The following is a 24,068-nucleotide window of genomic DNA, read 5'->3' on the forward strand; positions in this document are numbered from 1 at the left end:
CTATTTACCAGGGCAGTTGGAGCCAGGGGCTTTCGTCCCTCTCCAGTAAATATCTGGCAATTGCAGCTACGTCCCGGTTGCCGGAGTGAATACCACCCCACATGGCGCGGCCGAGAATATAACTTTTAGCATAGGATTCCCAATCAGTATAGGTGATGTGGGCCAGTTCACTGGCGGCGTCAATGAAGGCCCAGGCTTCTGATTCGTTGATAATGCGGGCTTCGAGGCAGAGTCTTGTGAGGAAGACGAGCCGGCCACAATCCCAGCCGATCATACCGTATTTCAAAATATCCTGTTCATCCTGTAGGATACCGTCCTGCAGCAATTCAGGCATAGTATCTATCAGGTTATGTAGTTGGGAATACACTTTTCCCTTATCTTCTTCTTCCTGAAAACTTTGATCTATAATATCTTCCTGTTCCTCCGCCGTTTTGGCCATCAAAGCCCTGTAAATTGCCGGCAGATAATAGCGATATCCCTTGTCCCGCAGGTAAACCAGTTTTGCCCTGGCATCACTGGCGGTTTTTAGTTTCCAGTAGCTTTGCAGCAGGGTACCGTTTACATAAGATTTATCCAATCCTGTAGCCAGGGTATTGATATATGCATGTGTCATCTCGCTGTAGATGGCCCCCAGTGCTATTTTCTTGTACTGGCTGTTTGTAAGGGTGCTGTTCTCATCACGGTGTATGGGGGTAAAAGGTTTTCTCTTTTTTTTAGATGAAAATAAAGGTAAAACCCTCGTATATACGAAATAACCCACGGCAGCGCCTATGATGAGCCAGGTCAGGATAGTTTTCATGATAATCCGAAAATTAATTGGGAAAATTGGGTGCTAACAATTCTCAAACATTTATTTCATGTCCCTATTATTTAAAGGCAAGATAGGAAATAATTTTTGCTCCCACCAAAAAGCATTGTTTTTTTAACCAGCTGCAGGCAATCTGGTGCCCGCCTAAAATGTACGCCAGGTACAAATCTGCTGTGAACCATTAAACCTATTTACGTCTTCGGCAGATGGGCCGCCAAAGCTGCCATCCTGCAACCATCTACTGTAACACTCAATGGGCATGAACGGGGCAATAAAATTCGTGCCATCCAGGTAAATTAATAAACTAAAATTGCTGCTCCTTCTGGCATCAGCTGTTTGTTGCAACCAAACATCGCCGCCTTCGTGGAACCATGCGGCCTTCCTGGCCCCGGGCAGGTCGGCAGGCACTGCGTGAATACCTTCATGCACCATGGCTCCCTGCTGGTAAGCCGCGCTCCGGCATTTTTACCATTATCCCCCAAAAAGAAGAAGCTGCCATCTATAAAGATAGCAGCTTCGGTATTGTTGTTATGACAAGTACATTAACCCCGGGCAGGCTCTTTAGGAGCCTCATGTTTTGTTTTAATCCCCAGCAGCGAGTACAAAGGGCAAAAGCCGGTTAGGCTGGTCAGCAGAAGAATCACTGCTATGATCATGAAAAGGCTGTCTGTAAGTATCTTGTTGTAAAACAGGAAGATGGTGATGATGGCTAGAATTACGCGGATCAATCCATCAACTGTACCGACATTTTTTTTCATAGCGTTTAATTTTTAAATCAGTTTAAAGGTAAAAGAAATAAAGTCGTGGAATGGTGATATTCGTCATTAATAGTACTGATCATGGTGGATACTACCAATGGAAGTTTTCTATAGAATATTAATCGTGGAATCGTAATACCTGAACGTTGTCTCTCTGTTTGCAATATACAAAAAAATAAAAAAACAACCTTATTTCACCTTCCTTTCACCTCCGAAGCCTGCTATGAAATTGATCGCTGCGATTAAATTACCACCCTTACTGATCGCCCCGTCAAAGTTCCTGCCAAATGAGAAGGTCACTTTTCTGTTCTTCGCAATCTCGTATTCTGTGCTCAACACGAGTCTCCATGAGGGATCCAGTACGGTATTGCCAATCACACTGCGGTACAATCCTTCCCCGCTCAGGGTAAATTTATCGTTCAATGTACTGAGCAGGAAACGCGCACCCACATCGAATGTAGAAGCATGATCTGCACTGATCTTGCCGTCAGGATCTGCAAAGATCACTTCAGGGTGATACAGGTAGCGGGCAATAAACATGGAGGTAATGCCTTTGTTCCCGTTTTCATAACCACCCGTGAGCCATGCACCGGCTTTGTTGATCAGGCTATTGTCGAAGCGATTATCGGGGAAGTCGGCCACCATACCGGTAGTGAAATCCAGGAATACACCCTTGCGTTCAGTAGGGAAAGCCGCCGCGATGGCCTTGGCCCGCCGAAAAGGTTCGGATGAGGGAAGACCTTCCTGCTGGATGGAATCCACGAGGTTGTGCATGCGCTGCAGGTCCCTTTTCAGCCTGGCAATGCTGTCCTGCTTAATATTATTCGGCAGGGTGGTATTAGCGCCCAGCGCCGCCCTTAAACCTTTAAGGATTTCCAGTGAATCGGTATACATATTGGGCAACTCATATGCCTTTAGCAGGTCTTCCTGGGCCTTAATCAGGTCCATATACGCCTTTCGGGTATTCGCGGACCATTTTGGTCTGATAATGGCAAATTTTATCCCGATGGCGACCTTTGTTGTCTTCAGACTATCCACATCTTCCTGTCCCTCCGGTCCCATATGCGTAAAGCCCGCAGAGATAGTAAAGGATTGCAGGAAGGCATGTTTGCTGCTGTCAAAATCCTTCAGGGTATACTTCTTTGCCCCCCATAAAAAGGGAGCTATTTCGAACGCATAGCTATTGGGAATGGCCGTGAGGTTGTTGGTCGCATTCTGCACAGAAAGCCTGAAACTATTCAGGTCCGAAGGCCGTTCAATCGCACTGGTTGAGATACCCAGCATGTTAAAAGCCGGCGATACCGGCGATTTCAGTACATCCAGCGTGATGGTCGTGTCAATATTCAGCTGGGCCTTTACGTCCAGGCATAGTATGGCCAGTATGCCGACAATAAATAAAATTCGTTTCATGAGGGAGCGGTTAAGAGAAATCAGTGAAGAAAATAGTGATTTTGTAAGCGGCAGAATCACCCTGTTCCTGCACTGTTCTTTCCATATAGTACCTGTAGGGCGCAGTGCCACCGGTGAGTGAAAAGTCAAGGCTGGTCAGGTTCGTAACAGTAGATACGTCTGTAATGATGGTATATACTTCCAGGAACTTGTTCACGAGGGAATTGCCGGTACCGATTTTGAAATTGGTGATGGCACCCTGAATATTACTCACTTGTTTGGTGGAGTCAATGATCACATCGGATACAGCAGATTGCCCGGTGGTACCGGGAAATAAATTCATAACAATAGGGCTGTCAGTGCGATCTATTTTATACTCATCATAATGATTCGTCTTGCCGGTGGTATCAGCAAAGACCTTTTTTAGTGGCGTGATAGACATGTCTCGGTTTTTTGGTTTTAGCTACAGGTTTGGCAAGCAATATTCTGGGGTTTGAACTGAAAATTGGTTGAAATAGCTCTATGCAAAATAAGCATTCGTACGTTTTTTGTAAAAATAAATAATTTATTATATTTACTTAATATTTAATGCCCGGGACAAAAAAGTACCTATCTCTATTTATAACCCAGATCTGAGCTGGCTGGTTCCTTTTATAAAATATGATTAACTGATCACTGATCGTATCCGATGGGGTAGAAAGGGAAGATTATCCAACGATGTATTACCAGTACTTATTCTCTGGCCGACCAAAAGGCCTTGTTAAAAAAGAGGTATATCAAAAGGTAGATACACCTCTTTTTTGATTCGGATACCTGACGGACCAGATTCCATTTTATGCGATTCTCAGGAATTTCATTTATTTATGATAGACCTCCTTTTTAAAATTAGAACCTAAATGTGGCATTCGCCAGTAACTGCCGCAGCGGCTGCGGATTTGCAGTAAATGAATGGGCCCAGTATTTCTTATTTCCAATATTATTCGCCGCTATCCCAAATCTCCACTGTGCTGCCTCATAAAAGAGGGAAGCATTTGCCAACACATAAGAAGGAATAATAATCGTATTATCTGCATCATAAAAACTCTGATCTGCATAATTTCCACCAAAGCCCAAACCAAAGTGGTTCAGCGCTGTACCTGGCTGGAACTTATAACTCGCCCAGAAGTTCGCCACATGCTTTGGATTACCAGTCACCTGCATCCCTTCATTCGAAGTCGCCCTGATGTACTTGTTCTCATTATATACATAACCCGCTGTAATGCTCAATCCTTTCAGTGGACTGGCCGTCAGGTCAAACTCCACACCACTGCTCTGCTGATTACCATCCTGATAAGCATAACTGCTACCGTCGTAACGTACTGCATCCCTGATACGAATATCATAATAACTAACTGTACCAATCAACTTATTATCCAGCGTGCTTACTTTCATACCACCTTCCCACTGGTAAGCATATTCAGGCTTCAGTGTCAGCACTTTCCCATCCGGTTGTAAGTAAGGACCATTATTGGTAAAACCACTCATGTAGTTACCAAACAATGAAACCTTGTCTTTCACTACCTGGTATATCAATCCAAACTTCGGTGTCAGGGAAGTCTGCTTATACCCATCAGTACCTTTCAGCTCATACCTGTCTACACGAAGACTCAGCATCGCCATCAGTTTTTCAGTAATGTTGATCAGGTCAGAACCATAGGTCGCAATGGTCTCAGTCTCGCTGTTATACACACCCGCAAATCCTGCCTGTATAGCTTTTTCTGCCTGTGCCAGGCTCGCCTTGCTGTAGTTGGTAATATCGATGGTATCAATGGTACCATATGCATAAGAGAAGTCAGACTTATAATGGTAATAATCCACCCCCCAGAGTACGCGGTGCCTGATAGAACCAGTATAAAAATCACCTTTCAGATTATGCTGGAAATCAGTCGTAACGGTGGTGATCGGACCATACAAAGCAATGCCCCTTTCAATGTGCGTTGCATCCAGGAAAGTAGGATAGAACTGGTAGCTCTTCAATACTTTCTCATTGTTCATAGATACGTTGGTGGTAGAAGTCCAGTGGTCATTGATCTTGTAAGTCGCCTGAAAGTAAGTACGGAAAGTGTTGGCAGTAGCATCAATACCATCGCCATACAGGGTCTCTTTATATCCTAAAGGAATATCTTTTACATTCTTTACACCCAGTACATTGAATCGAAGGTAAGGCGTCTTTGTCAGTTCCTCATGATATGCTTCCACATCCATGTTCAGGGTTAGTTTGTCGCTTGCCTTGTAAGTCAGACCTGGGGTAACAGTATAAGTATTCTTATGCCCCGTCTCCTGGAAGCTCTGCTGCTTATTAACGGCAGCGTTTACACGGAGCAAAGCGGTTTTTTCTTTATTCAGCGGCGCGTTTACATCAGCCGTCAGGCGGCTCAGGCCCCAGCTGCCGGAAGTATAGCTGATCTCAGTTTTAGCAACGTCAAATGGTTTCTTGGTGACCATGTTTACGGCACCACCATAAGAGGACACCACGTTACCAAACAAGGTAGCAGAAGGGCCTTTCAGCACTTCGAAGCGTTCTACGTTTACAGGGTCTACCGAAGTACGCCCTGCGGCAATGAACTGCACACCATTACGTGCAGCCGGTTCCGCTGTAAAACCACGCAGGGTGATGCTGGTACCACCTGCAGGGTCAGTCGTCACGACTGCGCCAGGTACATTTGCCAGTGCGCCGGCAACGCTCACGGTCATCTGATCCTTCATTAACTCGCTGGATACAACGCTGTATACCTGCGGGTTTTCGAGGTTCTTAAGACTCATCTTGGCAACATCGTCACTTTCGATTTTACCACTTTGAGATTTGTTGGTAGAAATGATCACCTCATTCAGCTGTTGGTTGTTTTCCTTCAGTTCAAAGTCGATATCCACAGTATTACCTGCGGTCACTGTCACTTCTTTCGTCTGTGTGTTCAGACCAATAAAACTGGCTACCAGTGTGTAGTTACCCGCATTGATGCCGGATATTGAATAACGTCCGTCTTTGCCGACGGTAGCACCTTTTGAAGTACCCTTGATAGTTACGTTTACGAATTCTGCCGGTTTACCATCCGAGGTGGTTACTTTTCCTTTGATGGCTCCCTGGTTTTTGTTTTGTGCAAATGAAAAATGGAAAGAGGTCACCATAAGGAGCATTCCCATCATCAACATTCCCAATCGACGCTTAAACATGATTATTACAAGTATTTGTTTGAGTGTGGTAGTGAGCCTTGCATAGTCCCCGCTAATGCAAGGCGGCGTAAAATTCATATATAGTTGAGCATGGTGGTAATCATATCGGGAAAATCATTTACGCAAGCCGGAAATAGTATCCGGCATAAATTATGGTACTTGTTACAGGAATCAAATCTGGAAGCTATGATACAAAGAGATGCATCCACTATTAGTTTATGGCAGGGGAACATTGATCCCTTTCAACCTACATTGATGGCTGATCATAACGCGACGTATGATGTGGTCATAGTAGGCGGTGGTATCACCGGACTTACAACCGCTCTTTTATTGCAGGAAGCAGGTAAGCGATGTTTGCTGCTGGAAGCAAATAACATTGGCTTTGGTACCACTGGTGGTACGACTGCGCATCTGAATACAGTTCTGGATACTTCGTACGATCAGATCTCAAAGAATTTCAGCAAAGAAGACGCCGGGCTGGTCAGGGAATCGGTAGGGGCTGCCATCAGTCTGATACAGCAAAACATCGAGCGCTTCAGTATAGACTGTGGCTTTGATTATACAGATGCGTATTTATTTGCGCAGGATGAAAAGCAGACTGAAGCACTGGATATAATTGCGAAAGCTGCCCGCGAAGAAGGTATCAATATTACTCTGCAGGATAATCTGCCTGTCAGTTTTCAATTTACCAAAGCATATAAATTTACCGATCAGGCCAGATTTAACCCGTTAGCTTACATCTATGGCCTTGCCCGTGCATTTGAGCATGCAGGTGGGGTGATCGTGCAGGATTGCAAAGTGATTGAAATTCAAAATACCAAACATATTGAAGTAGACACAACCCTCGGTGAATTTACAGGAATGAATATCGTGTATGCGACACATATACCACCGGGTATTAATCTTGTTCACCTGCGTTGTATACCCTATCGTAGTTATGCGCTGGCTGTAAGACTCGCAGACAATAACTATCCGGATGCATTGATTTATGATATGCATGAGCCTTATCACTATTTCAGAACACAGGTAGTAGATGGTAAGAAATACCTGATCGCCGGTGGGGAAGATCATCAGACAGGCCATCATGAAAACACGGAACAATGTTTCCGTAACCTGGAAGCGTTTGTACGTGAGCATTTCAAAGTAAAGTCGGTAGACTACAAATGGTCTTCCCAGTATTATGAACCTGCAGATGGATTGCCTTATATCGGCAACATGCCGGGGCAACCGGATAATGTATATGTGGCTACTGGTTTTGGCGGCAATGGAATGGTGTACAGTGGGGTAGCGGCAATGGTGATCCGGAATATCATCCTGGGAAAACATCGTGCTACGGAAAAGCTGTTTAATCCGAACCGCATCAAACCAGTTGCCGGTTTTACAAACTTTGTCACGCACAATGCTGATGTGGTAAAACTCTTTTTTGGAAAGCTATTCCCTGCACACAAGCTCACGGAACTGGCTGAACTGGCACCGGGAGAGGCGCGGGTGGTGAATTATGATGGGCATCGTGTAGCGTTGTACAAAGATGAAGGGGGGATGTTGCATGCAGTGAACCCGGTATGTACCCACATGAAGTGTGAGGTGGGCTGGAATACAGCAGAGAAGTCGTGGGATTGTCCCTGTCACGGAGCGAGGTTTGATGCAACGGGTAAGTGTCTGCATACACCTGCGGATCGTGATCTGGAGCACCTGGATATTGCCCATGATCTGTCTAAGGTGGAGGCGCAGGAGCATAGTTAGCAATTAGCGCAACAATTGACCGGCCTTGTCTGTTAAATAAAAATCATTGTATCACTTTAAATACAATAGTTATGAAAAAGAGTGGAATAAATATGTGGGTGGCTGTGCCTGCTGTGTTGTTTGTATTTTCTCTTTTTGGAACTTACTACAGCTATGCGATGGCGCAACAGCATCCTTCTTATTTACCGGTTATGTACCTGGGTATAGGGGTGGCAGTTTGCTCATTCATTATGGCGGCCGTTATGCAAAATGTAACGATCAAAAAAACACCGAAGTACGCGCCTATTCCTTTCAGTACAGATCATTCAGAAACATATTATTGTATCTACACAAAGGGTAAACGTCGCTATGATGTGGATTTTATAGAAAGAATTGCAGATAGGATTGAGCATATGGAAGATGAGAATGATCCGGCTGTAAGGGCAGAAATAGCCCGGCTCTTTGACCCTGAGCGGAAATCGCCGGTATTGTTACCTGCGGTATTGACCGGTGGGGAAGAGGTGTATCAGCGGCCAATAAAACCCAGTCAGTTGATGGATAATATTACCAGGAATAACCGGCATTTTGCATTGCTCACTTTTGATGATCAGTCTACAGCGGTGGTAGTGAGGCATGAGCAGTTGGTAGAGCAGGAGTAATTGATGATTGGGTTATCTAGTGGTGTTTTGATGCCGGAGTAGGTGCCAATGATCAGTTACATTTGATGATTGGGTCTACTGTGGGTGTTTGAGGCCGGAGTAGGTGCAATGATCAGTTACATTTGATGATTGGGTCTACTGTGGGTGTTTTGAGGTCAGATCAGGTGCCAATGATCAGTTACATTTGATGATTTGGTCTACTGTGGGTGTTTTGAGGCCAGAGTAGGTGCCAATGATCAGTTACATTTGATGATGAGTCTACTGTGGGTGTTTGAGGCCGGAGTAGGTGCCAATGATCAGTTACATTTGATGATGAGTCTACTGCGGGTGTTTTGAGGTCAGATCAGGTGTAATGATCAGTTACCTTTGATAATTGGTCTACTGTAGCTGTTTTGAGCCCGGAGTAGGTGCCAATAATCAGTCATCTTTGATGATTGAGTCTACTGCATTTGTTTTGAGCCTTGAGCAGGTATGATATGACTATCGATCATCCAGTTCGTCAACAGGGATGGCCATGCCTTTAAGGAGAGCAGATCCGTTTTGTATCCCATATTGAAGGCATGATCTCCATTGGCGAAAATGTGCGCTTCTACAGGGACCCTGGCGTCCCTGTAGGCGCTTAATAAGGTCACTATTGGAGCTGAACAGCAAGCGTCATTATTTGCTACTACCAAAAAAGCCTTCGGCGCATCCTTCGGAACTGATAGCGGAATCCCCAGTGGACCGGGATAAACTAAGATCTGAAAATCCGGTTTCCCATTTAATCTGTCCACAGTATCTTTGGCTTTTTGATCACCATATCCCGGCGCATAAGCTACCTGTGTCACAACTTCCCCACCTGCGCTAAAGCCCCACATACCCACACGGGCGGTGTCTATACCCCAATCTTTCGCATGACTACGCACTAACCGCATGGCGCGATAAGCGTCTTGTCTTACTTCTTTTTCCAATGAATAAGTAGAATCCTCCCTGAATAACCGGTATTTGAGAATAATAGCAGTAATGCCTAAATCATTCAGGTATTTCGCAGGATTGACGCCTTCAGAATTATAAACCAATAACCGGAATCCACCACCTGGGCAAATGACCACTGCGGCACCTGTCGCTTTTCCCTTTGGAGGGAGGTAGACGGTGATGCTGGGATTATGAATATTCTTTACATAGTAGTCTTTGGCTATTTCGGGCTCGTTCTTCCGGTTTTCATAACCGGGTGCACCATTGGGCCAGAGATGCATAACGATTGGTGTATCCTGCGCGTGAGTGAGGCAGGGGAGCAGGAGGCAAAGGAAGAGGTAAATGCGTGACATGGCATATAAGTTAGCCATTATTCGGGAAAAGTTTGAAAAAATTATACAAACAATGCTGTAATATTCCGGATTAAACATGCAGACGATCTGCAATAGTCCTGAATAGGGTATGCAAACGATACTGTAATATTCCGGATTAAACATGCAGACGATCTGCAATAGTCCTGAATAGGGTATACAAACGATGCTGTAATATTCCGGATTAAACATGCAGACGATTTGCAATAGTCCTGAATAGGGTATACAAACGATGCTGTAATATTCCGGATTAAACATGCAGACGATCTGCAATAGTCTTGAATAGGGTATACAAACGATGCTGTAATATTCCGGATTAAACATGCAGACGATCTGCAATAGTCCTGAATAGGGTATGCAAACGATGCTGTAATATTCCGGATTAAACATGCAGACGATCTGCAATAGTCTTGAATAGGGTATACAAACGATGCTGTAATATTCCGGATTAAACATGCAGACGATCTGCAATAGTCCTGAATAGGGTATGCAAACGATGCTGTAATATTCCGGATTAAACATGCAGTCGATCTGCAATAGTCCTGAATAATATCTCTTCCAGTTTATCCAGTGATTGCTGCGCAGCTTCAATACCATCATACGATCGGATCACATGATCCCTTGCTTCATTCGTCTTAAAAATCAGCCGCATATCAATACAGGTACAATCTCCCTGATCTTCGAAAGAGACAGTTGTATTAAACTGGTCCGGATCATTATCCGTATCACTGCTTTGAGAAAATGCGATCCGCTCCGGTTCCACCACTTCAATAAACACCACCCTGTTGGGATAATCCACACCATCGGGACTATGCAATACAAATTTCCATTCCCCTGCAGTTTCCATATTGAATGATTCAATAGTAATTTTAAACCCTTTCGGCCCCCACCAATCAGCTAATTTCTCAGGACTGGTCCATGCCTGAAATACGATCTCTCTTGGGGCTCTCACAAGGCGGGAAAGGATGATCTCCCGGCCATCATGTGGTACTACGGCTTCTTTTCTTTCAGTCATATCAATGCAGTTTAGGAGGATAGATCACTATGCGATGAGGCTGAACTCAGTCAATGGAGGTAATCTGCAAAGGTTTTATCCCTGCCCGGTAAATCCCTACCCGATTAGCCGAAACTCACTCACGGTAGGTGATCTTCATACCATGAAACTCACTCAATGCAGCTTATCTACAAATGCCTTCGTTTCCACCGGATAAATCCCCACCCGATTAGCCGAAACTCACTCACGGTAGGTGATCTTCATACCATGAAACTCACTCAATACAGCTTATCTACAAATGCCTTCGTTTCCACCGGATAAATCCCCACCCGATGAGTCCGAAACTCACTCACGGTAGGTGATCTTCATACCATGAAACTCACTCAATGCAGCTTATCTACAAATGCCTTCGTCTCCACCGGATAAATCCCCACCCGATGAGTCCGAACCAGATCAGGAATCGCTTCCTTATGCTGATCCATCTTAAAAGTGATCTTTGCCGATGCCATCGCTGGCATATGGCAGTCAATACAATTATTAGACAATACCAATCCATTTTCAGGCCGAAAAGTACAGGTATCCTTTTTGGCATGACAATTCATGCACCTATCCGAAAATAACCTTGGATTTTTCGCTTCATCCTTATGTACATTGTGACAGGAACTGCAATCCATCTGTGACTGTTTAAAACACTTGCTATCCGTAAGCAGCCCATACTGGTTACCATGTACATCCAATTGACCATTAGAAGGATTTTCTGTAGAATACTCGTTCAAGTGCTGCCCCACCTGGTAAGAAAAAGCCGGTTGAATCATATTCCTGATCCCGGAATGACAAAGCGCACAGGCATCCAATCGTAACTGTCGGTCTAACCGGGCAGTGTTGACAATATACTGTGGAACCGTATCCGCGGGATGCGCTGCATGGTAAGACACATGCGCAGCCCCCGGTCCATGACAACGTTCACAGTCTATGCCATAGAGGATCTTTTGTTTATCATAAACAGTACTATTGTCAGGAAGAATTTGCGCCTCCGCATAAGTGCCATGGCATTCAATGCAATTAGCCGTCACAGGGCGGTTAAAACGAATATAACTGATGGAATATCCCGGGCTATTGGCCCAGTCATGAATAGGCGTGAAGTAAGAAATGGGTAACTGGAACAAATGATTACCGGACCAATAAAGGTAAGTCTGCCCCATACGGCCGGAGCCGATCACGATACCAAATGCTTCCTTCTGCGTAGGCATACCATTCACATACCCCGTCTGGTAAAACTTTTTGGCCACCCGGCTCATCACCACCTCCATGTCTTCATTGTAGGCGAACTTATTTTTACCATAGGCAAAACTTCCCTTAATATGTTCCGCATCGGGTAGGGAAGAGGTAAGAAAATGGGCTGTATGCCTGGTATCTTTATAAATATCCTGATGACAGGACTGGCAGGCTGCTGCGCCGGCAAATGCTTTGCCGCCGGGTAGTTCTACAATGGTGGTCTTTGAAACTGGTTGAGTGGTCGTGCACATGACACTGCCCAATACAATCAATGCAACGATAGAAGATAAGATGATGTAACGCATATCATATGAAAGCTAAAATGATTTACCCCAAATCAGATAAAAGGTAAAATGACCTACCAGCTATCTTGTAAAAGCTAAAATGATCTCCCCATAATCCCAAAAGGTAAGATAACTCACCATCAATCCCACAAACGCTAAATAATCTATCCCATATCCCAAAAGGGAAGGTAACTCACCATCAATCCCACAAACGCTAAAATAATCTATCCCATATCCCAAAAGGGAAGGTAACTCCCCATCAATCCCACAAACGCTAAATAATCTATCCCATATCCCAAAAGGGAAGGTAACTCACCATCAATCCCACAAACGCTAAAATAATCTATCCCATATCCCAAAAGGGAAGGTAACTCCCCATCAATCCCACAAACGCTAAAATAATCTACGACATGTCGCATAAGGGAAGGTAACCTACCATCAACCCCACAAACGCTAAAATTACCCCTCATATCCCCATCCCAGTTAAAATGCCCCTACCACCAATCCCTTAAAACCTAAAATACTGCTCCCCCTATAAATATACGTAACCTGCCACGCCTGGTTTTTTATATCTTTGCCCCCGTTCGAGTAAATTAATACTGTACTATGAAGCATCTTATTCTTTTATGCCTGGGCATTCTATGTTTTTCTACCAGCTGTGAAACCTCACAGCAGATTTTACAAAATCTACCTACTTCTGTAGCCGGTCAGCCAACGTCTACACAGATCGCCGCCGGTCTGAAAGAAGCCCTGACCATCGGCACCCAGAACAGCGCAAACCGCCTGTCTGCCGTAAACGGCTTCTTTGCAAATGCTGCCTTGAAAATCCTGATGCCGCCAGAGGCGCAGAAAGTTGAATCTACCTTACGTAACCTGGGCATGGGTAACGTAGTAGACAAAGCGATCCTCTCTATGAACAGAGGTGCTGAAGAAGCAGCGAAATCCGCTACTCCCATCTTCGTAAATGCCATCAAACAAATGAGTATTACAGATGCTATCGGGATTCTGAGAGGCGGCAATAACTCAGCGACTGAATATTTTAAACAAAAAACCACCGCTGAACTGACCAATGCTTTCAAACCCGTCATTGAAGCAGCATTGAAGAAAGTGGATGCGACCAAGTATTGGAGTGATGTATTCTCTCTTTACAACAAATTCTCCAGCACCCCCGTTAATACCGATCTTTCTGCTTACGTAACCGAAAAGGCAATTTCCGGTATCTACATCGAAGTCGCTGCTGAAGAAGCAAAGATCAGGCAAGATCCTGCTGCCCGCGTAACAGATCTGCTGAAGACTGTCTTTGGCAGTACATTGGCCCAGACTGGCAATAAATAGACTTTAAGGTTTTATTTTCCAACTAGCGCCGGAGAAATAAAAAAAACGCTACTTACAACAATAGCCGTTAGTAGCGTATCCGCAATAAAAGCACCCGCAATAAAAGCACCCGAAAATAAGCAGCTGCAATAAAAATCCCTTTTACCTCAGGTAAAAGGGATTTTTATCTGCTAATAAATATTTTTGCCCATTATACAAGCACTTTCTCCGTCACTCTCTCCACCGGGATATTTTCTTTTGGCTTCCCTATAATCGTTCCAAACCCCGCATCATTTGTAAAATACTTCCACACCCAATTAATCAACACCACAACCCTATTCCTAAACCCAACCAACGACATCAGATGCACAAACATCCATATCAACCATGCCCTAAACCCCTGCGTCCTGATCTGCTTCTTAAACACCATCAAATCCGCGACCGCATGGTTCTTCCCAATCGTCGCCATGGTCCCCATATCATTATACTTAAATGGCTTCGGCTCCTTTCCAGCCTCCCATCTCATAATATTTCTCCCTAATAACTTCCCCTGCTGTATCGCCGGCTGCGCCAGCATCGGATACCCATGTGGCATCTCCTCCGTCACCATCGCCGCTATATCTCCTATCGCAAACACATTATCATATCCCACTACCTTATTATATTCATCCACCTTTACCCTCGAATCCTGCATACACTCCTCCGACAATCCTTCCACCGGCAAACCAGACACACCCGCAGCCCATACCAACGTCCTCGTACACAACTGCTCTCCCGTACTCAATTTCACCGCAAACCCATCATAAGAAATCACCCTTCTGTTCAACCACACCCGCACCCCTAAATCATTCAACATCTTCAGCGACTCTCTCGATGCCGCCGGCGACATCCCCTTCAATATTTCCCCGCCACTCTGAATCAGATGTATGTCCATCTTCACAAAATCCAATTCCCTATAATCCTTCGGAAACACATGTCTTTTTAACTCACTCAGCGCCCCGGCTATTTCAACCCCCGTAGGACCACCACCTACAATCACAAAATCCATCAGACTATTCAACTGCATTTCATCCTCTACCTGCAATGCCTTCTCAAAATTGCTGATAATCGTATTCCTCAACAACAACGCATCCTCCAGGCTCTTAATACTAATCGCCCTGGCTGCAATCTCTTCATTCCCATAAAAATTCGTGGTAGCACCCGTTGCAATCACGAGGTAATCATACCGGATCAATCCGATAGATGTCTCTACCGTCTGATCAGCGGTATCAATTTTCTTCGCCTCCGCCATGCGGAAAAAGAAATTCGATTGTTGTTTGAAGATTTTGCGGTAAGGCGCTACAATAGAAGGCGCTTCCAGGTTGGTAGTAGCTACCTGATACAACAAAGGTTGGAAGGTGTGAAAGTTATGTTTGTCTATCAGCACTACCTGCAAGTCTGTTCCGGCAAGGGACTTTGCTAATTCCATCCCCCCAAATCCTCCTCCTATGATCACTACTCTTTTCTTACCTGTTGTTGCTATTTTCGTTTGACTTAATAAGACCACGCTATTGAATTTTAGACTGTGAATCAATGATATGGCAAACTGCCGGGCACAATTTGATACCAAAGATAGTACCATTCAACTAATAGCCGTCCTTGTAGAATTCCCTATTATTGTTTATATTATCGGGTTTATAGCATCAATTCTATTATTGGTAAAGAAAACGAGATTAGCTCCCCTAAAGTGAATCCCGGCACGTATATTTCATATTAGTAAAATGAATCCCCAAAGATGAATCCCGGCACATGTATCCCTTATTAGTAAAGTGAATCCCCCTCATATCCATATCCCTATTTACAACATCAATTCTATCACCGGCACCGTAAACGGCGGCTTCTTCTCCGGCAGCGTCAATACCAGGTCCTCCCCATTTTCCACCCTCTTTATCTCCGAAGCATCATGCAGAAACTGTGCGTATTTTACCCTTCCCTTATATCCTTTTAACACTAATTTCCCACCCGCATATTCCATCAAATGAATATAAAGCCTCCTTGAAGAAGGATTATACGTTAGCAAACTATGCTCAGGCGCCTGATAATCCGCCGGCGCCTGCTGACAATTATAAATAGCCCGGTCATTAAAATGCATCCATTGCCCGATAGAATCCAGCGCCCGTGTCGCTCTATAATCAAATACTCCTCTACCCGTAGGCCCTACATTCAGAATCAGGTTCCCACTCTTACTTACAGAAGTAATCAATAATGTAAGCAGCTGTACATTCGTCTTCCAGGTATCTTCATCCCTGTAATACCCCCATGAACCAGAAAACGTCTGGCAGGTTTCAAAAGGCAACCCATCATAATCACTTTTAAGTTCTTCCGGTTTCACCTGTTCCGGGGTAGCAAAGTCAGCCCCATCAGGCACTCCTCCCAGATCAAGCCGGTTATCTACAATAATATTGGGCTGTAGTTTCCTGATCATTTTAAGCAAGGCCAGTGACCCCCATTCATCCTTACCCTTTCCATGCGTGCCCGGGTAGGAGAAGTCCAGCCAGAGTATATCTATTTTCCCATATTGGGTCAGGAGCTCTGTTATCTGGTTGCGCATATACTGCCGGTATTTCTCCATATCCCGGCCTTTGTTCAGCCGGGCATACGCTGTATCATTAGCGGGCCGCTGAGGATGGTGGTTGTCAATGGTAAAATCAGGATGATGCCAATCCAGCAGGGAATAGTAAAACCCTATTTTAAGCCCTTCTGCCCGGAAAGCGGCTACAAATTCTTTGACAAGGTCCCGGCGGATAGGGGTATTAGTAGATTTATAATCGGTGTACTTTGAATCAAAGAGACAGAATCCTTCGTGGTGCTTGGTAGTGAGCACAGCGTATTTCATACCTGCTGCTTTGGCCTGTCTGGCCCATTCTTTAGGGTTAAATAAATCGGGGTTGAACTGATCAAAATAAACCTGGTACTCCTCATTTGTGAGCCGCTCGTAGTTTTTGACCCATTCATGCCTGGCAGCTTCAGCATATAAGCCAAAATGGATGAACATCCCAAACCGGGCATGGGTCCACCATTCCATTTTTTGCGCAATACAACAATTTGAGATAAACAGTAGAAAAAAAGTAAATCTGGCTAACATAAAGTGGGATTTTCCAAAAGATAAGATTTTTATCTTTTGGAAAATCCCATATTTCTAATCAGGCAAGCCATTATATATCTGGTCTATAAAAATACTATCATACGCCGTTGGCGTATTTACGGTTGTTGTTGCACCCTCTTCCTCACCCGCTCCGGATCTATATAAGGCGTATAATACGCACACAAGTTCAACAATATCATCATCGCAGAAAAGAAAAACAACCCCATAAACAACGCAATAAACAAATGCAGGCAAACAATCGCCCCCAACCACCACATCCTCGTTACCCGTACATTCATCCCAATACAATACCCCATCTCCAATATTATCGTACCCCATCCTGCTATCAGGAAAAACGGCGTATTCACTAAAAAATCCAGGCTAAACAAACTATAATAATTATGACTATGCAAGGTCTTCCACAACGCTTCCCCATTCCTCCATGTCACCCCAATCACCTTATCAAATCCCGAAAAGAAATAAGCAATACATAAGTGCGCTTTTAATAAAATTAACCAATGCTCATGCACAGGTGCAATGATGAATTTTCGCAACCGGTTATCCACCGAATAAATATAACCCACGGGAAATATACAACAGTAGAACAACGCGAAAGTAGTATAGCCATCTACCCCATACTCATACAAATGAATAGACTTCAATAACAACAATTGTAAAAACAACGATAACACCGCACTCACCCTCGTACAAAACCCAAGGATCAGGCTCACTAATGCCAATGGATACGCAATCCTGCATATCCATAATAATGTCTCATATTGTATGCCCACATAATGCTGCAGGGTGATAAGGGTAGGACTAAAATGATCCGTAGCTGTATCCATTATATCAGGATATATATACCCCCTGAATGAATACAACATATCAAAATCCGGCTGTATCGCCAGAAAATGTAACAAAGCAAAACCCGCCATATTTACCCGGAAAAAGAACAACCATCCGGGATAGGTCTTATTGTGCATGTGGAGTCAGACTATAGGTTCCCGTCACTAATTTCGTCAGCTGGTATTCCTTTGGGGTACCTGCACGCACGGCCTGCAGGGTAGGGAACTGCAATACATTGTAACTTAAAATTACGGTACTATCCACACAGCCATGCTGCTGAAACAAAGTGACGGCAATATTTTTAAAGACAAGGTTATTATATTCTCCCAGCAATCCTCCGGGTAAACTATCATGTGCATCCGGCTTAATAAAATCATCCGTCAATGCATTGGCCATTGAAAAGAACCGCAACGATGTCTCGTACGATCTGAAATCTGCTGTAATAGGCGTACCACCACATTCCCCGATCAGCATTCCATTAGACCGTACATTAATGCCAAAAAAACCATACCCGGTTTCTGCCCCGGTAAAGCGACCGTAATAACGTATGGCCTTTGCCTCCAGGAATGGCGTTAGTTTGCCCACCGCATAAGACTCCTCCGGCGTATGATGAAACTCATGATACGCCTTGTAAGCACTCACACTATTGATGATGATGATAAAGAGAAGATGTGCTGCCATCCAGCCATACAAACTCCGCCTGCGAAATAGTACGATGGCTGGCTGATTGTGTGCCAGCCATCGTTTTAGCCAGTTACTTGATGGCTGGTGCATAACGGTTCATGATCTCGTTTGCTTTGATCACTTCTTCCGGCAGAGTCTTGATCTGCTTCCAGAAAATGAATTTGGTAGATACCCAATCTTTGTAAATTGAATTGTCCAGGATACCACCCATCTTCCTGTTCAGCGGATTGTCAGATCCAATGGTGATTGCACCACGACCGAAATCCTTGATGCCATAATGTTGTGCTACTACTCGTTTGATTTCTTCCTGATCTGCTACAGATACTCGCTTTGTAGCGACTTTGGAAACAGTGTAAAGGTGCGTGCTCACGCGCTTTACGCCCGGTACCTGCTGGAATGAGAAAGAGAAAAGCAGGAGCGCAGGGGCGCACAATGAAAGCAATAGAAGCTTTTTCATACGATGAAATTTTTGGGATTAATTTGAAGGCAAGTTAGGGGTTTTCAATTATATAGCAATCAAGTATTTATACGCAAAATGCCAGGAATAAATACGAAAGCGTATCAAAAATAAACGAACCTCCCCGGAATAATGGACTACCTGTCTCCATTAGCTACCCGAATAAAAACATTCATGAAAGAGGTTATTCACCATCGGGGATGAAAACCATTTTCAGAAAAAACATTCATGAAAGAGGTTATTCACCATCGGGGATGAAAACCATTTTCAGGAAAAACATTTATAAAAGAAGTAATTCTCCAACTGAGAATGAAAACCATTTTCAAAGAAAACCCTCATGAACCGAATTCACAAACGACTATGAAAATGGTGGTACCTTCGACAAAAGTACTACCATGGAACAATCACATATCAGTTTTGAACAGGTTGTGAGTCGTGGCTGTGGCCTCGATGTTCACCAGGAGAATGTAGTAGCTACCATCAGGGGTGATAATTTGCAGGAACAAACCCGCACTTTTAGCACCTTCACAAGTTCACTTAAGGACCTGGTAGCCTGGTTGGAAGAATCGGGCATTACACATGTCGCAATGGAGAGCACGGGTGTTTACTGGAAGCCTGTTTTTAATATACTAGAACCTCACTTTGAACTTATTTTGGTCAATGCCCGGCATATTAAATATGTGCCGGGTCATAAGACTGATCGTAATGACAGTGCCTGGATTGCAAAATTATTGCTAAGCGGGCTACTAAAAGGAAGTTTTATTCCACCCCAATACACTCGTGAATTACGGGAATTGTACCGATACAAACGTAAAGTAATAGGCCAACGCTCCAGTGAATATAACCGATTACAGAACATTTTAGAGACTGCCAATATCAAATTGAGCAGCGTTGTCAGTGATGTGTTCGGCATAAGCGGCTGGTCAATGATCTCTGCTATTATTGATGGAGAACAGGATCCCATGATATTGGCCAATCTGGCCAAAGGTAGGCTCAAAATCAAGAAGCAAGAACTTATTTGCTTTAGAAGGTAATCTTAATGAGCATCACCGTTTTATGCTCAACCTGTCTAAAGCTGCTATCTTACAGCTAAATGAACTGCTTTGTCAGGTAGATAACCGTATTGATCAGTACTTAAGAAAATGGGAAGAAGAAGTAAAATTACTTCAGACTATTCCCGGAGTACAAAAACAAACAGCTACAGCCATCTTAGCCGAAATAGGTACAGATATGCATGCCTTCCCAAATCAGCATCATTTAGCCAGTTGGTGTGGCTTATGTCCGGGTAATAATGAAAGTGCCGGAAAAAAGAAAAGTGAACGTATCAATCATGGCAACAGTTCTCTTAAAACAGCACTGGTGGAGGCGGCCTGGGCCGCTGTACATACAAAGGAATCTTATCTGAAAAGAAGATATTACTCTTTAAGTGTGCGAAGAGGTAAAAAACGTGCTCTTATCGCCATTGCACACAAAATCCTCATTGCCACTTATTTTATACTCAAAAATAGAGTGCCATATATGGAACCGGATAATCAGGAGTGGCTTAAAAAAAGAAAGCAGGCGCAGATAAATAATTATCTCAGGCGCCTGCGCGAGCTTGAGGCATTACCCCCATCTCAATAAGATTACTAAGTTACAAAAATCGACCTCTTATTGGTGCTTTTTAAGCCTGTAAAGAAAACTGATTTAAGACTCTAAGTACAAACGATTGTTGCTATAAGCACGAAATGAAAATTTTAAGCATATAGAGTCATATCAAAATTATGACACAGACTAACTATTTTCAATGAAAAGAGGCCGTATCTTATCAATGATACGGCCTCCTGGCCGGGTCCTGCAAACAGCTTCGTGAAATTGCCGCAATACCCTATAAACAACCTTTAATAAAATCATTACTCCGTTTTCAAACTCCTCACCGGATTCATCGTAGCCGCCCTGATCCCCTGAAAACTCACCGTTAATACCGTTATCAGCAACGCGCCTCCACCTGCTGCTACAAATGCCCACCAAGGCATATCTGTGCGATAACTATACCTTGCCAGCCACGCCTGCATCCCCACATGTGCCAGTGGCATCGCTATCAAAAATGAAATCGCTACCAGTATAATAAACTCCCTCGACAACATCCCCCATAAATTAAATATAGAGGCCCCAAGTATCTTGCGTATCCCTAACTCCTTCGTACGCTGCTCCGCCATAAACGAAGCCATCCCAAACAATCCCAGGCAGGAAATAAATATCGCCAGCAATGCAAAGATCCCAGCCAGTTTTCCAACCCGCATCTCATCCTTAAACTTATCCGCATACTCCATATTCGCAAATCTGTAATTCACAGGACTATCCGGATCATACTTCCTGCACACTTCCTCTATCACCGCCACTGCCTCTACCGGACTACTCTTCGGGTTTATCCGTATATTGACATAATTATCCCTGAACTGGTCCCGGATATAAAATATTGTAGGCGCCACCGGCTCATAAGGATTTGCCATCACCATATCATGTACTACTCCTATTATCTTAAATTGATGATCCCCCCATGTTATAAATTGCCCCACAGGATCTTTCAGACTCATATATTCCACCGCACGCTGATTGATCACCATTCCATCAGAATCTGTCAGCATACCGGCATCAAAATTACGCCCTGCTGTAAACTGCCAGCCCACTGCCTTTCCATAGCCAAAAGTCACCCCGATATTTGCAAAATCTACCGCCATATTGGGGTCTTTCCCCGTCCAGCGAATAGAACTCGTATTATTGTTGACGGTGGTTGTGGCACTGGTAGAAAACGCTACTTCTTCGATCTTTCCGGATGCCATCAGCTCATGCCTGAACGCCTCAAAATGATTCGCAATCGCATCCGTTATCGTCGGCAATGTTACCAGCCCTTCTCTGTCATATCCCACTGGCCGGTTCCGTGCAAACTGAATCTGTTTAAACACCACGATCGTTCCAATGATTAACGTAACGGATACACTAAACTGCAACACCACCAGTATCTTCCTCGGCATAGCAGCCAGCCTGCCCGCCTTGTACACACCTTTCAACACCTTCACCGGCTGAAAGGAAGATAAATAAAACGCCGGATAACTACCCGCTATCAACCCTGTCACCAATGTAAATGTAAGCCCCGCCACCCAAAACAAAGGATTCGTCCATGGCAGCACAATTTTCTTATCTGCCACTTCATTGAACGCCGGCAATAAGGTCAACACAAGTATAATCGCCAGTATATAAGCAATCACCGTTACAAACAACGACTCTGTAAAAAACTGTGCCACCAGCTGATGCCGCATCGAACCAATTGATTTACGAATACCCACTTCCTTCGCCCGCTTCTCACTCCTCGCTGTACTCAGGTTCATAAAGTTTATACACGCCAGCAACAATACAAATAGCCCGATGATGCCAAACAACCATACATACTGCAAACGATCACCCGTCGCCACACCATTCTTAAATTTTGAATACAGGTGCCACTTGCTCATAGGATGCAACAATATCTTAGGTACATATTGTTTTGTAAATGCATCTGCCTCTTTCCTGGCCACATCCCCGATTTTTGCATTCACCATATTCATATCCGCATGATCCGCCAGCTGCACGTATAATTGAAACGAATTATCCCCCCAGTCATTTATCGACCTGGGTTTTACCAATGCAGGATTATTGACATAATATGCCCATGGCGCTATAAATGAAATACCATTAAAATTACTGTTGTATGGAAAATCTTTATACACCCCCGTCACTTTAAAACTCTGTTCATTATCCAGTTTTACCAATTGCCCAATCGGATCTGCATCCCCAAACAACGCTTTCGCCACCGTCTGTGACAACATCAACCCATTCGGATCTGCCAGCCCTTTCCGATCGCCCCGTAGCATTTTCAAACTAAACATCTCCGGCGCTGACGCTTCCATAAAATTCCCGTTCTGCAACAGCTTCTTTTCACCCACTGCCAGTATATGCCCCCAGTTCCAGGAACTCAATGCCATACGCTTAAAATAGTAGCCATAATGCTCCTTCAGTGCAGCTGGCAAGGGAATACTAATCGCCCTGGTGGTCTTTTCCTCCCCATTAAATACCTGGCTCTTGTATACCTGTGCTATCTGGTCATAATGCTCCGGAAACCGGTCATATGTAAACTCATCCCTGATCCATAATCCAATGAGCATCGCCACCGTCATCCCAACAGATAATCCGGCAATATTGATAAAGGAATGTACCTTGTTTTTAAACAGGTACCTGGTAGCCATTTTTATGTAGTTCCTGTGCATAGTGTCGGGTTAAATGATTGCTGGGGAGGAAAAATCCTGCCAGAAAGATATGTACTCATTTTCAGTTAATTATAAACTGGTACTTGTCCGCTTTTGGTACACTGGTGTCCGGGTCCGGTCTGCCCCGGAAAAAACGCCGATACCCAGAGAGCACGTCAAAACCCCACCTTTTGTATGCACTGCCAGACTGGAGCTATGAGCGTATTAACACCGCGTTAACCATTCTGTGTTCTCCTCCTCCTTATCTTCGATTCAACGCCCTGTAACATGGAAATAATTATCAGAAAAATCGGAAATACCGGTGTTTGTGTAGAATTACCTATGTGCTCAGCCACCCCACTCGTCAGATTATGGAAGGAACGCATGGTAACTGACCTGCTACTCACTGCCTTTTCAAACAGACCCGCCACCTTCGTCTGTGTAAATCCTGCACCAGCTGCCATCGCGTACGAATTTCCCTACCAGTTAGTCGTCTCGGGAGGCAACAGCTACCTCGTCATCATCATGGCAGGTTGCGAATACCAGGACCTGGTGAAAATAGGAGAGAGCGCTGATATGACCCAGGGCTTACTAACTGTAGTAGCTGGTACGGACAATTATCAGTTTAAAAACTATTTCCCCGATACAGATGAAGCCTTCTTACAGGCGAAAGATGAACTGTTCCTATGCAGCCCCGATGGCTACCGTGTATACTGGTTGAATGCAAATCGTGAGTACTCCGAAATCCTTGATGCCATCAATGATATCGCCGCTTTTTACGAATTAGTCACGGTATATTAAATTAGCCTTACTCACTATATCTAAATAAATGATATAATTATTAATTAATCATTAATAATTAAAAATATGCCTGTTTAAACAACAGATTCAAATTTTTTTTATAATTTCGGGTTGTTTGTAAGTAATTAACCTATTTCGTTAACCGCATTACCATAT

At 44.1% G+C, this 24,068-nt stretch carries 21 protein-coding genes; 6 read left to right on the top strand and 15 right to left on the bottom strand.

The features are described 5' to 3' along the window. Nucleotides 1-4: 4 nt before the first annotated feature. The 6 genes from SIO70_RS19800 to SIO70_RS19825 form a co-directional block, all read right to left on the bottom strand. On the bottom strand, nt 5-799 hold the full coding sequence (locus tag SIO70_RS19800) for a DUF1266 domain-containing protein (RefSeq protein ID WP_320573588.1): 795 nt from the start codon (nt 797-799) through the stop codon (nt 5-7). Between the two features lie 153 nt (nt 800-952). Next, a complete protein-coding gene (locus tag SIO70_RS19805) occupies nt 953-1,240 on the bottom strand; it encodes a hypothetical protein (protein ID WP_320573590.1) in 288 nt (95 codons plus the stop codon). A gap of 110 nt (nt 1,241-1,350) precedes the next feature. Further along, complete coding sequence (locus SIO70_RS19810; protein WP_320573592.1) at nt 1,351-1,566, bottom strand: DUF2892 domain-containing protein; 216 nt, start codon at nt 1,564-1,566, stop codon at nt 1,351-1,353. 189 nt (nt 1,567-1,755) lie between these two features. Next, nucleotides 1,756-2,976: a hypothetical protein gene (locus SIO70_RS19815; RefSeq protein WP_320573594.1), complete on the bottom strand. Its 1,221-nt coding sequence runs from the start codon at nt 2,974-2,976 to the stop codon at nt 1,756-1,758. Between the two features lie 10 nt (nt 2,977-2,986). Beyond that, the gene (locus tag SIO70_RS19820) at nt 2,987-3,397 is read right to left on the bottom strand and encodes a hypothetical protein (RefSeq protein WP_320573596.1); all 411 of its coding nucleotides are present in this window, start codon (nt 3,395-3,397) and stop codon (nt 2,987-2,989) included. Nucleotides 3,398-3,840: 443 nt separating this feature from the next. Further along, on the bottom strand, nt 3,841-6,165 hold the full coding sequence (locus SIO70_RS19825; protein ID WP_320573598.1) for a TonB-dependent receptor: 2,325 nt from the start codon (nt 6,163-6,165) through the stop codon (nt 3,841-3,843). A 186-nt stretch (nt 6,166-6,351) separates the two neighbouring features. Between SIO70_RS19825 and SIO70_RS19830 the strand changes: the two genes are divergently transcribed. Next, the gene (locus tag SIO70_RS19830) at nt 6,352-7,908 is read left to right on the top strand and encodes an FAD-dependent oxidoreductase (RefSeq protein ID WP_320573599.1); all 1,557 of its coding nucleotides are present in this window, start codon (nt 6,352-6,354) and stop codon (nt 7,906-7,908) included. A 71-nt stretch (nt 7,909-7,979) separates the two neighbouring features. Next, a complete protein-coding gene (locus SIO70_RS19835; protein ID WP_320573601.1) occupies nt 7,980-8,546 on the top strand; it encodes a hypothetical protein in 567 nt (188 codons plus the stop codon). Between the two features lie 440 nt (nt 8,547-8,986). Here SIO70_RS19835 and SIO70_RS19840 read toward each other — a convergent pair whose 3' ends face one another. The 3 genes from SIO70_RS19840 to SIO70_RS19850 form a co-directional block, all read right to left on the bottom strand. Beyond that, entirely contained in the window at nt 8,987-10,471 is a 1,485-nt protein-coding gene (locus SIO70_RS19840; protein WP_320573603.1) for an alpha/beta hydrolase, read from the bottom strand. Continuing rightward, nucleotides 10,386-10,886: an SRPBCC domain-containing protein gene (locus SIO70_RS19845; protein ID WP_320573605.1), complete on the bottom strand. Its 501-nt coding sequence runs from the start codon at nt 10,884-10,886 to the stop codon at nt 10,386-10,388. The genes SIO70_RS19840 and SIO70_RS19845 overlap by 86 nt, the downstream gene beginning before the upstream one ends. A gap of 362 nt (nt 10,887-11,248) precedes the next feature. Beyond that, a complete protein-coding gene (locus SIO70_RS19850) occupies nt 11,249-12,445 on the bottom strand; it encodes a multiheme c-type cytochrome (protein ID WP_320573607.1) in 1,197 nt (398 codons plus the stop codon). A gap of 585 nt (nt 12,446-13,030) precedes the next feature. On the opposite strand from SIO70_RS19850, the gene SIO70_RS19855 reads away from it, so the two are divergent. After that, a complete protein-coding gene (locus tag SIO70_RS19855) occupies nt 13,031-13,759 on the top strand; it encodes a DUF4197 domain-containing protein (RefSeq protein WP_320573609.1) in 729 nt (242 codons plus the stop codon). Between the two features lie 190 nt (nt 13,760-13,949). Here the strand turns inward: SIO70_RS19855 and SIO70_RS19860 are convergent, their stop codons facing one another. The 5 genes from SIO70_RS19860 to SIO70_RS19880 form a co-directional block, all read right to left on the bottom strand. Then, nucleotides 13,950-15,284, bottom strand: coding sequence for an NAD(P)/FAD-dependent oxidoreductase (locus SIO70_RS19860; protein ID WP_320573611.1), 1,335 nt, complete (start codon nt 15,282-15,284; stop codon nt 13,950-13,952). A 291-nt stretch (nt 15,285-15,575) separates the two neighbouring features. Then, entirely contained in the window at nt 15,576-16,802 is a 1,227-nt protein-coding gene (locus tag SIO70_RS19865) for an alpha-L-fucosidase (RefSeq protein WP_320573613.1), read from the bottom strand. A 176-nt stretch (nt 16,803-16,978) separates the two neighbouring features. Next, nucleotides 16,979-17,845, bottom strand: a complete 867-nt coding sequence (locus SIO70_RS19870; RefSeq protein ID WP_320573615.1) for an HTTM domain-containing protein — start codon at nt 17,843-17,845, stop codon at nt 16,979-16,981. Further along, a complete protein-coding gene (locus SIO70_RS19875) occupies nt 17,835-18,482 on the bottom strand; it encodes a hypothetical protein (protein ID WP_320573616.1) in 648 nt (215 codons plus the stop codon). Before SIO70_RS19875 ends, SIO70_RS19870 begins: the two co-directional genes overlap by 11 nt. Beyond that, the gene (locus tag SIO70_RS19880; RefSeq protein ID WP_320573618.1) at nt 18,463-18,849 is read right to left on the bottom strand and encodes a hypothetical protein; all 387 of its coding nucleotides are present in this window, start codon (nt 18,847-18,849) and stop codon (nt 18,463-18,465) included. The genes SIO70_RS19875 and SIO70_RS19880 overlap by 20 nt, the downstream gene beginning before the upstream one ends. Nucleotides 18,850-19,244: 395 nt before the next feature. On the opposite strand from SIO70_RS19880, the gene SIO70_RS19885 reads away from it, so the two are divergent. Continuing rightward, nucleotides 19,245-19,883 carry an IS110 family transposase gene (locus tag SIO70_RS19885; protein ID WP_320573620.1) on the top strand — a complete coding sequence of 213 codons (639 nt, stop codon included), beginning with the start codon at nt 19,245-19,247 and terminating at the stop codon, nt 19,881-19,883. A 22-nt stretch (nt 19,884-19,905) separates the two neighbouring features. After that, nucleotides 19,906-20,472 (top strand): transposase, encoded by a 567-nt coding sequence (locus tag SIO70_RS19890; RefSeq protein ID WP_320573623.1) that lies wholly within the window; start codon nt 19,906-19,908, stop codon nt 20,470-20,472. Nucleotides 20,473-20,741: 269 nt separating this feature from the next. On the opposite strand, the gene SIO70_RS19895 is transcribed toward SIO70_RS19890, so the two are convergent. Further along, nucleotides 20,742-23,132: an ABC transporter permease gene (locus SIO70_RS19895; protein ID WP_320573624.1), complete on the bottom strand. Its 2,391-nt coding sequence runs from the start codon at nt 23,130-23,132 to the stop codon at nt 20,742-20,744. 267 nt (nt 23,133-23,399) lie between these two features. Between SIO70_RS19895 and SIO70_RS19900 the strand changes: the two genes are divergently transcribed. After that, complete coding sequence (locus SIO70_RS19900) at nt 23,400-23,912, top strand: hypothetical protein (protein ID WP_320573626.1); 513 nt, start codon at nt 23,400-23,402, stop codon at nt 23,910-23,912. Nucleotides 23,913-24,068 lie beyond the last annotated feature (156 nt).

It is taken from the genome of Chitinophaga sancti, from assembly GCF_034087045.1.
In the GTDB taxonomy this organism is placed as follows: domain Bacteria; phylum Bacteroidota; class Bacteroidia; order Chitinophagales; family Chitinophagaceae; genus Chitinophaga; species Chitinophaga sancti_B.